This window comes from Pseudomonas sp. IPO3747 (genome assembly GCF_013385245.1).
Classification (GTDB): Bacteria; Pseudomonadota; Gammaproteobacteria; order Pseudomonadales; family Pseudomonadaceae; genus Aquipseudomonas; species Aquipseudomonas edaphica.
The window spans coordinates 86915-100008 of the sequence record NZ_JACAQL010000015.1 but is presented as its reverse complement, the minus strand read 5'-3'; the positions used below and the strand labels follow the sequence as shown (position 1 = coordinate 100008).

The window sequence follows — 13094 nt, the reverse complement described above, 5'->3', positions numbered from 1 at the left end:
GCACGGTCGGCGCACTGTTATTGGCTTATCCAGGGGGGAGTGGTTTTTTTGCCTGCGATTTACGTAATAGACACTTCGGTGTTTTTTTGTCTCGACCGTCACCCGAGTTTTCTACCCAGCAGCCAAGTGCTTATAGCCTCAACCAGTTCCGTCTTGCACTCCACCGGCAACCAATGCCCGCCGGACAAGCTGGTTACGCTGAGGTCTGCGCAAGCCGCACGCATGGGGTCGCCCAACCGATTGCCCTTGATGGTATTCATCGGGTCGTAGTCGCCGTTCACAAACAACACGGGCAATGACAGGCGGCCGCCATCGGGCGCTCGGTGCGCATAGTCGATATTGGCATCGTCGTTCAGATACCACGCGCAGGGCGCGCGGAAACCATGCGCTTCGAAACTGCGTACCAGTGCAGCGAAGTCCGCCTGCGGCCATAGCGCCAGGTCTGGTCGAGTAGGTGGCGCCCGATGCGCCTCGCCAAACCGTCCACCTTTGCGGGTCACTTCGGCATTTGACGTCACCTTGGAGATATTCGCCGGGTCGCCTCGCCGATAAATCGACGCCAGCGATGCGGCTTTATCCGCATCAAGATCAGCGACAGCTGACGCAAAGTGCGTGTTGTAGTAGCGGTAGTAATCCCATTGACCGTCAGGGTACTGGTCCGCCGGATAGAGCGTTCGGTCCACCAGCGGGACGAGCGTGGGCAGTGCATTGGTGCTCGGGAAGTACGGCACCGACACCAGCACCACGCCACGGCTGCGCTGCGGTTGATGGGCGGCCAGTTCACCTGCCACCACGCTGCCCCAATCATGGCCCACCCAGATGGCGGGTGCGCCACCGAGATGGTCATGCAGCTCTGCCATGTCAGCCACGATGTGTGCAAGGGTGTAGGCGTTGATGTCGGAGGGCGCAGAGGAGCCCCCATAGCCGCGCATGTCGGGTGCAACGCAGTGCCAACCTTGGGCAGCGAACGCCTCGATCTGCGCGCGCCAGATCAGGCTGAGCTCGGGCCAGCCGTGCAGGAAGATCATCAACGGCCCATCGGCCGGGCCCGACTCCAGATAGTGCGTGGTATGGCGGGGCGTGCTGTAAAAACGCGAAGTCAGCGTGGAAGTGGTCAAAGGAAATCCTCCTGATTAGCGCACGAACTTTACATAGACAAGCTCAGGGTCATGCTCATCAAGGTTCTCGATTCGCCCGCTCGGTATAAACCCGGCCTTGGCGAGCATGGCCTGGGACGCCAGGTTGGAGGCGTTGGTTGACGCAAACAACTTGGGCGTTTTGCACAACGCTTCTGCGCCCGCCAATAATTGCAGCGCCAGACCCTGGCGTTGATGTATCGGCGACACAACCACCAGCGCAACAAAGTCGTAGCTGAAAAACTCATCAGTCAACACCAGGTAGCCCGCGCATTCACCGGCAATGACGACGACCAGGCATCGCTGGCTAATTACCGCATCATGGATAAACACGCGTCGATGAGCGTGGGCTGTGGCGTAGGCGTCCAACTCCACCAGGGCGCGCACATCATCAGGCGTGGCCTGGCGGATTAGCCGGTTTTCATGGGCCGGCGAGTGTCGGTCTTGGGCCATTGGAATCACCGTTGGGGCGAATGGGTAAGGTATTAGTGTTGAAGGCGTTTGCAGTGTTCAAAAAAAGAACAGCGGGCAAGTGCATCAGCAGCATACAGCCAGCGCTGGCCTTGAGCGCCTCCTTGGCCAGCGCTTTGCTGTCAGCGTGTCAAGCACCAGGCCTGACGCGCAATGCCAGGAAGACCGGGCCGTCCTGGAAGGTACTGGCTTGCAGCTCATCGAGTGGATTGAGCGTATTTGTTCGCACCCCTGGGTTGCTAACGTGTGGAGGTATCAACCTGGTAGTCGATGTAATCTGTCGAGACGATGGTGCTGGTCGTGTTGGCGTCAGGTGTCCAGGTGAAATCCAGGACTCTTGCGGCTTTGATCTGCTCCTGCGAGACGGTGGCCTGGGTGGTAGTGGTAGCGCCTGACTGCTGCAAGTCGTCGTTCATGATACTCATCCTTAAGTAAAGTGCGTGCTTGAATGCGGGTCGACATGGCCCGAAGCGTATGACTGCCGTCATAGCGCTATTTTTCTACAGCGCAAGCGTGCTTCATTTTTTATGCTGTGTGGATAAACAGTGGTCTGAGTTTTGTCGCCTCGCAACTGTGGCGAGGGAGCTTGCTCCCGCTGGGGCGCGAAGCGGCCCCAAAAATGGGACTGCTACGCACTCCAGCGGGGCCAATCGCCCTCGCCACGGGTCAGTGATTGTCAGCTCGAACGCTTAACTGGCTGGCATTACGTAGGCTGGGTTGTTTTAACTCAGCTGCGCGCCGCCATCCGCACGTGCGTATTGCGCCAGCAGATCGGCCGCATCCTGGTAGCAACCCGTCCGCCAGTCGTGCGCTCAATACTGATCCACCAGGCGCTGCAACTGCGGGTCTCGAATCCTGAACACCTCGAACAGCCCAAGGGCACGTAACGCCGGGAGCAACGCCAGCAGGTCCTGCTCGGCGACGGTTCGCAGGTGTGCATCGGTGTTTGGATCACACCAGGCCTGGGCATTCACCAGAAAGGCTCCGACGCTGCCTTTGCGGATCACAACGCCGTGGCGTTCAGTCTGGTTCTGGTCATCGGGCAACAGTTCTTCGGCGCGCATGCGGTGTATTCCTGGGAGTTGAGGCTGCGACTATAGACGCACCCATGTGGCCTGGGTACGCTATTGAAGACAATCAATAGTCCGCTAAGGCCACTTATGTTCGCTCCGCTGATTCCCACTTCGGTATTAACGGCTGTCGATGACCCGCTGGTTGTCGCCGTGGTCCGAGTGGGCGCTGAACCGCGTATCACCGAACGCCATTGCCATGCGCGTGGGCAGTTGCTGGGCACACGCCAGGGCTTGTTATCGGTGGACGCCGGCGTCAGCCAGTGGGTGGTGCCGGCGACCCATGCGGTGTGGATCCCGCCGAATGTCGCCCATGGCGGGCGCTCCCATGGTCCCTTCGCGGGGTGGAGTGTCTACGTGTCGCCGCAGGGCTGTGTCGAGCTGCCGGATACGCCTTGCATCCTGGCCACCTCCGGCCTTTTGCGCGAGGCGGTGATGCGCGCTGCCGCCTGGCAGAGCCCTGAACTGGATGCTGCGCAGCAACGCTTGGCCGGGGTGATTGTGGATGAGATTCGAACCTTGCCGCGTGTGACCCTGGGCTTGCCGATGCCTCAGGATGCGCGCCTGCGCAAGATCGCTGAGGCGCTGTCCGATTGCCCGGATGACGAGCGCCACCTGCAGGAATGGGCGACATGGGCGGGCATCGCCCCGCGCACACTGACGCGTCGCTTTGCGCTGGAAACTGGGTTCAGTTTCACCGCGTGGCGCCAGCGCGTGCGTTTGTTGCGCGCGCTGGAGAGGCTGGCGGCGGGTGTGCCGGTCACGCGTGTGGCGCTGGAGTTGGGCTATGACAACGTCAGTGCTTTTATCGCGCTGTTTCGCCGCACGTTTGGGGTGACGCCTGGGCGTTACTTCACAACGCATGAGAGTTTATGAGTAAAAAATCAATACCTGAAGTTAGTGGTTTGCACTTTTAATGATGGTTATTCAGCTGTTGTTCAGGTCGAATTAAACTGAATAAACAGGGCGTATAACCTTTACAACTCTTTACCTTTGCAGTCTGGATGAGCGAAAAAACAACATGCTAGCCTGCGCGTTTTCGACAGGCAGCAGGCGCGCATGAAAAGGCTAAAGGAACTGGCTGTAAACAAGCCCTGTTCATCAATATTTATAGTGGCGTTTATTGTATTGGCTGTGCTGCAATACAAACCGGCCGTGCTCAACTACACCACACGCTTTGTCGACTTTGCCGAGTATATGCTCGCCCATGGCGTGACACTGTTTCCCATTGCTGATGACCTGCAGCCATACCCCGATTACACGGTGCTCAATACACTGCTTGTGTACCTGGTTTCCTTGCCGTTTGGGCGTGTATCCATACTGTCGATGGGGCTGCCTTTTTGCGTGGCGGCTGCCTTGATGCTGGTGTTTATTTACAAGTTGGGTGCCCTGCACGAAAAAAAATGGGGCGCCTATGCGGTGGTCTTTGCGCTGTTTACCTGGTCATTTCTGGACGGTGTGAATTCCTTGGCGCTGGACATCTACCCGGCGCTGTTTACCGTGATGTGTTTTTACCTGGCTTATGCGGGCCAACTGCACCCGCACCGTTTTCATGTGCTGCCGGTACTCCTGGGCCTGGCGCTGGGCTTTGCCTTTCGTGGCCCTATTGGCCTGATCGGCCCGGCGGGCGTGGTCGCCTCCTATTATCTGTTAAGTCGACAATGGCGCCTGCTGGTGGTGTTCTGCTTGCTCGCAGGCCTGGTGCTGGCCGCAGGTATCACAGTGCTGAGCGGCGCGGCCTACCTGCAAGGTGGGCAGGCTTTTGTGCAAGAGGTGCTGGTTATGCAAGGCTTGGGGCGCTTTGGCGCTGATCACGCCCCGCGTTATTACTTCTACTTCTCTGCAGGCTTGCTCACCTATGGCGTCACAGCCTTTATCGCATTAAACGTGATCATCAAGAAGGGCAAACACTTCTTGGATCGCTCGCCGGCGCCGGCCACTCAGATGCTGCTGTACCTGACCGGTTGGTTATTGGTAGTGATCGTACTGTTCACGATTCCAAGTTCCAAGAAAGCGCGTTACATTCTTTCGATTACGCCGGCGATTTCATTATTGGCCGCGTATATCTTCGTGGATCGCAGTCAGCGCTTTGCAAGTACCCGCGACAAGTTGCTGAAGTTCTGCCTCAACTTACCTATGGTCGGCCTGGGCATGCTGTTACTTGCCTTCCTCTATGGCGTGTTTGCAGCGACGCCGCTGCGGCCTAACTATCTTGGCGCGTGTGTCGGGTTGATCAGCCTTATTGCCATTCGCCCTTGGGTGACGTCACGGTTTCATGTACATCCACACCGGGAGTTCGTACTGTTGTGTTTTGGTGCTGCCGCCTTCCTGGTCCTGGATATGTTCTTCTTTAATTCGATTACTTACCACCTGGAGTTGGCCGATGAGCCGACCCCCAAGTTTCTGCCTTATTGGTTCTGGTAGGCGCGTTGCTATCGCAGTTTTAACTTTCGTTTGGCGACCCACAAGGCACTGATGCTCAGGGCGGCCGCCAGGATCAGATAAAAACTGGGGGCCAGTTGCGAACCTGTCAGCGCGATCAGCCCCGTGGCGATCACCGGCGCAAACCCGCCGAAAATCGTCACCGACAGGTTGTAGCTCAGCGACATGCCCGTGACGCGGGTCTGCACCGGGAACACATCGGCCATGAGTGAGGCCAGTGGTGCGAAGTACACGGCCTTGATCAACGCCATCATCGACACAACCAGCAGTAGCGACGTGGCACTGGGAACTGTATTGAGCCACATGAACGCCGGAACGATCATCAACATATAGAGGATCGAGGCCCACAGCATGATCTTGATACGGCTGACAAAGCCGGTAATGAAGCCGACAACCGGTGTGACCAGGGTCAGGATCAAGCCCCCGGTCAGGGTCGCCAAAAAGCCCGATGACTGGGGTATGTTCAAGGTGGTGGCGGCATAGGACGGCATGTATTTGATCATGAAGTTGGAGGCCGTCGACACGATCAACACGCCCATGGCCACCAGCAACAAGGTCTTCTGTGAATACAGTACGTCCCTTAACGGCTGCGAGCCCGGCTCGCTTTCCTTGAAGTCGGGGGACTCCTCCACCGTGCGGCGGATATAAAGCCCCACCGGACCCAGGATCAAACCAAAGAAAAACGGCACGCGCCAACCCCAGTCGAGCATCTGTTGATCGTTAAGGCAGGTGGTCAGGAAGTAGCCGAACAGCGAGGCAATCACCACACCAAAACCCTGGCTGGCAAATTGTAGGCTGGCGACGAAGTTGCGGGTCTTTTGCGGCGCGTGTTCCATCATGAACGCGGTTGAACTGCCAAACTCGCCGCCGGCGGAGAAACCTTGCAGCAGGCGGGCAAACAAAATGCCGATGGGTGCGATGATTCCGATGCTTGCATAGCCCGGCATTACCGCGATCATGGCGGTGCCGATCAGCATCAGCAATATGGACAGGCTCAAGGCTTTCTTGCGCCCTTGGCGGTCGGCATACGAGCCCAGCACCGCAGCGCCCAAGGGGCGAATCAGGAACGAAATACCGAAGGTTGCGAAGGCCAGGAACAACGAGACGGCCGGGTCGGCGGCGGGGAAGAATACCTTGCTGATGGTCAACGCAAAGTAGGCGTAGACCGACAGGTCAAACCATTCGAGGGTGTTGCCGATCAAGGCGGCGCCGACCGGTTTCCAGATGGATTTGGCCGGGTCGGTTGCCGGTGTCACAAGGGTAGGTGATAACGCTGTCATGTTCGACGCTCCTGGTTTTGTAAGTGTGTGAGCGGCAGAGGCAAAGGGTCGAGCCCATTGTTTTTATCAGGCGCGCGAGTGCGCGATGTCGCCCAGTTCCCAGAACAGGGCCGTCATGATCTGCAGGCCTTCGAGTACCACCGAACCCAGCAGGTGTTCATCGGGCGCATGCTGCGAACAGCCGGGGTAGGAGTGCGGAACCCACACGGTGGGCAGCCCCAGCACATCGGCGAAAATGTCGTTTGGCAGCGTACCGGCAAGGTTGGGCAGTACCGCGACCTGCCTGGGCGTGGTGTCGCTGATGACTTTTTTCGCGAAACGCACCCAGGCATTGTCCGGGTCCAGGCGCGTGCTGGGTGTGCACCGATCGATCACGATGTTCACGCTGTGAAAACCCTGCGCATCCAGGTGCTCGCGCAACAGGTGTTCCAGGTTCTGCCAGTCGGTGCCGACCACAAAACGCAGTTGGCAATGCGCGATGGCTGACGGTGGAATAGCATTCACCGGCTTGGCAGGGTTGCCGGCGGTAAACGCCAGAATCTCCAGGGTGTTCCAGGCAAACAGGCGTTCGCCCAGGGTCAGCCCTGGCTCACCCCAATCCACATCCAGTGGGCGGCCGAGCGCATGTTGATCGATGCCCAGGTCATGAATGGCGTCACGCACCGAGTCGGGGATCGAAGCGGGTACCAGCCCTCGGCAGCAAATGCGGCCATGCTGATCCACCAGGCTGGCCAATGCATTAGCCAGCACTATGGCGGGGTTGGACATCACGCCGCCCCAGTTGCCAGAGTGCAGGCCTTTGTCGCGGGCCTGCACCTGCAAGGAGAACAGTGCCGAACCGCGAGAACCGAGAAATAGCGTCGGGCGGCTGTCGTTCAGGCGTGGACCGTCCGAGGCGATAAATACATCGGCGTGCAGCAGCGCCTGGTGAGCCGTGCAGACCTCACGCAAACCGGGCGAACCGCATTCTTCCCCGGTTTCAAACAGCACCTTGACGTTAAACCCCAGGCGCCCCTGGCGAGCGTTAATCACCGCTTCCAGCGCCGCCAGGTTGATGCTGTGCTGGCCCTTGTTGTCGGCGGTGCCGCGCCCATACCAGCGATCACCTTCTATCGTCAGCACCCAAGGGTCGAGGCCTTCACGCCATTGCTCGGCGTAACCCAGGACCACATCGCCATGCCCATAGGTGAGCACGGTCGGCAGGTCGGCGCTTTCGTGGCGCTCAGCGAACAGCAATGGGCCTGCGCCTGTCGGGTTGTGCAGCGGCTGGCAGGCAAAGCCCATGCGCTCCAGCGCCGGTTGCATTTCCTCGTGCAGATAGCGCGCCAATTCGGGCGCCTGGCTGGGTGCCTGGCTTTCACTGCGAATCGCCACACGGCGACGCAGGTCGGTTTCGAAATGGCCGGCAGAGAAGTGCTGGCGAACACTGGCAAGTGCCTGTTGCTTGGACATGAGCGTTCCGATACGGCTAAAAGATTCAGGCCAATATAGAAGTCACCTAGCAGACTGTATATTGCTGTTTTTTGAAGACTGGCTTCTAATTAATAGATGCTTTTTTAAGGAAGACACCCGTGGATTACCGTTACTTTCTGGCCGTATTCGATTCTGGCTCCCTGGCCGCCGCTGGTGAGCGCTTGCACATCGCGCCCAGCGCGGTCAGCCGCCAGATCGCGTTGCTGGAAGAGAGTGTCGGCGTGGCGTTGTTCGAGCGTCGGCCACGGGGCATGGAGCCGACGGCGGCGGGTAACGCACTGGCCCACCATGCCCGACGTGCGTCGTTAGAAGAGCAAGCGTTGCTGTCGGAGCTGCGCGGCGGCGATTACCCTGGTGCGCGGGTAATTCGCCTGGTGTCCACAGAGGGCCTTTCGCGTTATTTCCTGCCCCATGTGCTGATCCAGCACTACCAGCAAGCCCCTGCCTTTCAGTACGTGCTGGAGGTGATGTCGCCGCTTGAGTGCGCAGAAAAAATCAAACGTGGCGATGCCGATGTAGGGCTGACGTTCAGCACCGCGCCCACTGATGGCGTCGAGATCCTCTACTCAAGTCGCTCGGCCATTCGCGCGCTGATGCGTGCCGGTCATCCGCTGTCGACGCTCAAGACATTGCCGCTGCGTGCGCTGCTGCCGTTCCCCTTGGCGCTGACCCCAAAAGGTACGACTCTGCGGCAGTTGTTCGATCTGGTGTGCGAAATGGAAGGGCTGCACTTCAACCATGTAATGACCTGCAACTACTCCGGCGCGATCCATGAGTTTGTTCGCCATTCCGACACCATCGCGTTTGGTGGTGCGATCAGCCAGCGGGTGAACGACAGCAGTGACCTGGTCTCGGTGCCGCTGTCGAACTCGCGATTTTCCGACCGCACCATTCAGGTGCTGACTATGCCTAAACGTACGCTGCCCGTTTCGTTGCAAGGCTTTATCGAGACCTTGATCGGCTGCCTGCAACGGGTCAACTGAACACTAACGTGTCAGGCTCGCGCCCGCGTGCCTGGCACGCTTGAACGCCCCCGCGGCGGCAATGTCGAGTAACCGCCGAAAGTTCGGGCATTGCGCGTGGTCGGGAGCAGGGCAGGCCGCAGCGTGGCGCAAGCCGCGGCTCATGGCTTGCAGTTGTTTGACCGTCGCGTCGAGTTCATCGGCCTTGGCCAGCAGCAGCGTTCTGTCCACCGTGGCCTGGCCATTGGGGGACAGCATGGCCTGTATCTCGTCCAGCGACAGGCCGCCCGCCTGGCCGAGGGCGATCACCGCCAACTGCTCAATCACCGCCGCGCCAAACTGACGGCGAGCGCCGGGCGGGCTGATGGAGGTGATGAGCCCTTTCTTCGCATAAAAACGCAAGGTGTGAGCCGGCACGCCCGTGCGTTTGACCACCTCAGTGATATCCATTACCAGACCCTTGACTTGAAGTTGACTTCAACTTCTATGATGCCTGCGCAGGTTAAATGGGTCCATGAATTAGAGGTCGATATGGCATCGCTGCACGTGGCTGCACAGGTAATTTTATTGGGGGCCGGGGCTACGGTCGTGATGGATATGTGGATGCTGTTGATGAAGGCACTGAAGGTGCCCACGCTGAATTTCGCCTTCGTGGGGCGCTGGGTCGGGCATGCGTGCCAAGGGCAGTTTACCCATCGCAGCATTGCCCAAGCGGCGCCCGTGCAGGGCGAGGTCGCCCTGGGCTGGATCGCGCACTACGTCACCGGGATTGTGTTTGCGCTGCTGCTGGTGGGGATAGAAGGAGTCGACTGGTTGCAGGCGCCCACATTCATGCCGGCATTGGTGCTGGGTATCGCCACCGTGGCTGTCCCGCTGTGTGTCATACAACCTGCCATGGGCGCGGGGTTTGCCTCCTCCAGGACACCCACGCCGGGCAAGAACTGCCTGCGCAGTCTGATCAGTCATGCGGTGTTCGGCGTGGGGCTTTATCTGGCTGGAGTATGTTCCAGCCACTGCTGGTAAGTGATACGGCTGATGTGCTCGGTCCGATAATCGTCGAAGAAGGCGTTGTAACGGTTTTCCTCGGTGTGATGAACGCGAAAGCCACACTTCGATTGAACGCTACAGGACTGGGTGTTATCGGCAAAGTAACCACACCAGAGCGCTTCAAGGTGCAAGGTTTCAAAGGCGTGTCGCATCACTTCGCGCACGGCTTCGGGGATCAGGCCTTTGCCCCAGTACGGCACGCCGATCCAGTAGGCGATTTCACCTTCACGCTCGCTGATCTCAAAGTTGCTGTGGCTGCCGATCAGGATGCCCACGCAGCCCACCGTGCGGTGGTTCTCTTTGAGTTCGACGGCGTAGACTTCTGGGTGATTGAAGACGGTGCGGATGATCTCGGCACTTTTCTGCACACTGGTGTGCGGCGGCCACCCAGCGATGGGGCCGACGCGGGTATCCTTGGCATATTCGTAAAGGTCGGCGGCGTCTGTGTCTTGCCAGGGGCGCAGCAAGAGTCGTTGTGTGTTCAGTGGCATGGCCTGTGTCCGTCAGCGATGGGTTCGTTTGGCACAGCCTAGTGACAGGCGCCTGATCGGTACACGCCAGTACCTTGGCGATTTCGGTACTTATCGAAACTCCTCTGTCCGCTGATGATAGGATTTACGCTCTTGCAGGTTGCAGCGCTGAGGCTTAATGCATCACATTCCGAAACTTTCTTCCCCCGATGACCCGCTACTGATGGGCGAGACCACCTTGGCCGAAGGGCTGGGGCTGCCGCTCGCTTTCGGTCATGCGTACCTGACCTTGCTGGTATGCCTGTCGGGCAGTGCGCGCCTTACTCTGAATTTCAAAGAGCATGCGGTAAGGCGCGGTGATGTGCTGGTTCTGGCTGAGGACACGATTGCCTTGTTCAAGCGCCACTCACGCCAGTTCAACGTGTTTTTTTGCCTGATACCCAAACGCTTTGCAGCGGAGGTGGCCTACCCACTGCCAAACCCCTTGTTTGTGTTTTTGCATGACCATCCCCATTGCGTGCTTGCCCCGTGCCACAGGCCGCTGATAGAGGGCTGGGTCGCACAGATGCGCGACATCGCGGGCAACTGTCCCACTTACCGGCACATCATGCTGCGCAACCAGCTGCAGACGTTTTTCCTGAAGATCGCCGAACAACTTCCGGCCCAACCAGCGGGCGGTCGGGCGTTCAGCCGCAAGGAAATGCTCAGTTGGCGGTTCTGGGAGCTGATTGGCAAGCATTGCACCCGTCATCGAGAAGTGAAGTTCTACGCCGATGCGTTGAGTATCACGCCGTTCTACCTGTCGCAGCTGACCAAGGCGTTTTTCAATGACAGCCCCAAGGGCTTGATCGATCGGCAGGTCACCCTGGAGATCAAGGCGCTTCTTTCTTACAGTAACCTGGCGATTGGTCGTGTGGCGGACGCTCTCAACTTTGCCGATGCTTCCTACTTGTGCCGCTATTTCAAGCGTCAAACCGGGGTTTCACTTTCCGGCTATCGCAGGCATCAGCATGCGGCAAGCGGGCAGGGTTGATCTGCGGCCCAGGGAAGAAGCAAGTACCAGGCAAGGGAGTTGTTTTAATGAACCAATACGATCTGATTATTGTGGGGGCCGGCATTCATGGTGCGGCTTTGGCCTATTACAGCGCCAAGGCCGGGCAGCGCGTGATGCTTATTGAAAAAGCCCGGCCTGCCAGCGGTGCCAGCGGCCATGCCTTTGGGTGGATCAATGCCAGTGCGTTGATTGAACCCGTGCAGCATCTGGCGCAAAACGTGATGGATGATTACCACCACCTTCAGGCTGCGTTGCCATCGTTCCCGTTGCGTTGGTGTGCAGAATTGACCTATGGCGTCTGCCCGGAAAATCCCCAAGCATCAGCAGCGGGCCTGAACCTTTCTTCCCTTCAACCGCGTACGGTTTCGCAGGCTGAAATCCGAGCACTGGAGCCCAATCTTGCTCACCCGCCTCTTCACGCCCGTTATACGCAGGCGGCAGGGATCATCTCGCCGGTCGAAGCCATTGAGTGCCTGGTTCTGGCCGCTGAAGGCTTTGGCGCACGGGTAGTCTGCGATTGTGCAGTCAGCCAGTTGCTCGTTGAAAATGGCCAGGTTGTGGGCGTCAGTACGCAGGCAGGCAATTGGTATGGCAAAAAAACGGTACTGGCTGCGGGCTTGGGAGTGCTTGATCTTTTAGTTGGCCAAAGCCTGCATCTGCCCATTCGACCGTCTCCGGCGATTCTGTTGAAGTTTGAAGTGGCGCAGGCGCTGCTCAATGGCATTGTTTCGAACGCCGATATGGAGGCTCGTCAAGGCGACACCTGTACGCTGATTGCGGCTGAAGACTACATCGACGATACGCCCGAAAATGGCCCCGCTGCCATTGGGCTCAGAGCCCTTGAGGCCATTCGTGGGCAGTTGAACGGTGCACAATCCATCGCGCTGAAGTCCGTAGCGGTGGGGTGGCGACCGCTGTCTGACGACCACCTGCCTATTGTGGGGCCAGCGGGCGACGACGGCGGGCTTTATATCTTGAGCGCCCATCCAGGCTTGACCCTGGCGCCCACCTTGGCGCGGCTCTTGAGCGAAGAGCTGATCACCGGTGTCGCTTCGCCATTGCTGGGCAACTTTCGGCCGATGCGTTTTCGGGTGTGAGCGTCAGAACCTTGTATCGTCAGCTGCCGTTTCAATCACTTTCAACATTCCATTGAAAGTCTATGCGCCCCGAGCGGATGGCTAACGCAGCCGGGGTTTCATTACGCTGGGTTTCTCCTTAACCACCTGCGGCGTATATCAACATGGTATTTAAAAACCTCATCACTTCTACGGGTGTGACGCTGCTTGCGCTGTTGATTGCAGGTTGTGCGAGCCATTCCCCTGACGGAGCGACCCCTGTGTCAAAACCCTTGGTTTCCATCGCCGTACTCAAAGCCAAACCTGGCAAACAGCAGGCACTCAAACACGGCCTGCTGGCCCTGGTTGCGCCAACGCGCACCGAGCCCGGTAACCTCGACTATGTGCTGTTTGAGCTGCGCGACGCCCCCGGCACCTTCTACATGCGTGAGTCGTTCAAGGACCAGGCGGCCCTCGATGCGCATTTTGCCACGCCGTACTTCAAGCAATTTGCAGCCACGGCCGACGACTTGCTTAGCGAGCCGCTGCAGCTGATTTTCCTTGAGCAAGTGTCGAACTGAGCCATTCGTCATCTTGCACCGTTATCGACATAACGGTGGTGCGACGCTGAACC

The 13094-nt window shown here is 58.6% G+C and carries 15 protein-coding genes; 7 read left to right on the top strand and 8 right to left on the bottom strand.

The features are described 5' to 3' along the window. Positions 1-98: 98 nt before the first annotated feature. The 4 genes from HX790_RS19640 to HX790_RS19625 form a co-directional block, all read right to left on the bottom strand. Entirely contained in the window at positions 99-1118 is a 1020-nt protein-coding gene (locus HX790_RS19640) for an alpha/beta hydrolase (protein WP_176991971.1), read from the bottom strand. A gap of 15 nt (positions 1119-1133) precedes the next feature. Then, complete coding sequence (locus tag HX790_RS19635) at positions 1134-1589, bottom strand: GNAT family N-acetyltransferase (protein ID WP_017137681.1); 456 nt, start codon at positions 1587-1589, stop codon at positions 1134-1136. 257 nt (positions 1590-1846) lie between these two features. After that, positions 1847-2023 (bottom strand): hypothetical protein, encoded by a 177-nt coding sequence (locus HX790_RS19630; protein ID WP_017137682.1) that lies wholly within the window; start codon positions 2021-2023, stop codon positions 1847-1849. A 396-nt stretch (positions 2024-2419) separates the two neighbouring features. Beyond that, on the bottom strand, positions 2420-2671 hold the full coding sequence (locus HX790_RS19625; RefSeq protein WP_017137683.1) for a hypothetical protein: 252 nt from the start codon (positions 2669-2671) through the stop codon (positions 2420-2422). Positions 2672-2767: 96 nt separating this feature from the next. Here HX790_RS19625 and HX790_RS19620 point away from each other — a divergent pair, with 96 nt between their 5' ends. Together HX790_RS19620 and HX790_RS19615 are read left to right on the top strand one after the other, a co-directional pair. Continuing rightward, the gene (locus HX790_RS19620; protein WP_176991970.1) at positions 2768-3553 is read left to right on the top strand and encodes a helix-turn-helix transcriptional regulator; all 786 of its coding nucleotides are present in this window, start codon (positions 2768-2770) and stop codon (positions 3551-3553) included. A 183-nt stretch (positions 3554-3736) separates the two neighbouring features. Then, entirely contained in the window at positions 3737-5101 is a 1365-nt protein-coding gene (locus HX790_RS19615; protein ID WP_176991969.1) for a glycosyltransferase family 39 protein, read from the top strand. Positions 5102-5109: 8 nt separating this feature from the next. Here HX790_RS19615 and HX790_RS19610 read toward each other — a convergent pair whose 3' ends face one another. Next, positions 5110-6399 carry an MFS transporter gene (locus HX790_RS19610; RefSeq protein WP_017137686.1) on the bottom strand — a complete coding sequence of 430 codons (1290 nt, stop codon included), beginning with the start codon at positions 6397-6399 and terminating at the stop codon, positions 5110-5112. Positions 6400-6465: 66 nt separating this feature from the next. Then, on the bottom strand, positions 6466-7851 hold the full coding sequence (locus HX790_RS19605; RefSeq protein ID WP_017137687.1) for a M20 family metallopeptidase: 1386 nt from the start codon (positions 7849-7851) through the stop codon (positions 6466-6468). Positions 7852-7970: 119 nt separating this feature from the next. Between HX790_RS19605 and HX790_RS19600 the strand changes: the two genes are divergently transcribed. Then, entirely contained in the window at positions 7971-8855 is an 885-nt protein-coding gene (locus tag HX790_RS19600; RefSeq protein ID WP_017137688.1) for a LysR family transcriptional regulator, read from the top strand. A gap of 3 nt (positions 8856-8858) precedes the next feature. Here the strand turns inward: HX790_RS19600 and HX790_RS19595 are convergent, their stop codons facing one another. Next, positions 8859-9284, bottom strand: a complete 426-nt coding sequence (locus tag HX790_RS19595; protein WP_017137689.1) for a helix-turn-helix domain-containing protein — start codon at positions 9282-9284, stop codon at positions 8859-8861. A gap of 81 nt (positions 9285-9365) precedes the next feature. On the opposite strand from HX790_RS19595, the gene HX790_RS19590 reads away from it, so the two are divergent. Then, entirely contained in the window at positions 9366-9857 is a 492-nt protein-coding gene (locus tag HX790_RS19590) for a DUF2938 domain-containing protein (protein WP_026013751.1), read from the top strand. On the opposite strand, the gene HX790_RS19585 is transcribed toward HX790_RS19590, so the two are convergent. Continuing rightward, a complete protein-coding gene (locus HX790_RS19585) occupies positions 9821-10372 on the bottom strand; it encodes a GNAT family N-acetyltransferase (RefSeq protein ID WP_017137691.1) in 552 nt (183 codons plus the stop codon). The genes HX790_RS19590 and HX790_RS19585 overlap by 37 nt on opposite strands. A 157-nt stretch (positions 10373-10529) precedes the next feature. Between HX790_RS19585 and HX790_RS19580 the strand changes: the two genes are divergently transcribed. From HX790_RS19580 to HX790_RS19570, 3 genes are all read left to right on the top strand, one after another. Next, complete coding sequence (locus HX790_RS19580; protein ID WP_099547730.1) at positions 10530-11384, top strand: AraC family transcriptional regulator; 855 nt, start codon at positions 10530-10532, stop codon at positions 11382-11384. 47 nt (positions 11385-11431) lie between these two features. Then, a complete protein-coding gene (locus tag HX790_RS19575) occupies positions 11432-12502 on the top strand; it encodes an FAD-binding oxidoreductase (RefSeq protein WP_176991968.1) in 1071 nt (356 codons plus the stop codon). A 239-nt stretch (positions 12503-12741) separates the two neighbouring features. Continuing rightward, positions 12742-13041, top strand: coding sequence for a putative quinol monooxygenase (locus tag HX790_RS19570; RefSeq protein ID WP_017137694.1), 300 nt, complete (start codon positions 12742-12744; stop codon positions 13039-13041). The last annotated feature ends 53 nt before the right edge of the window (positions 13042-13094 follow it).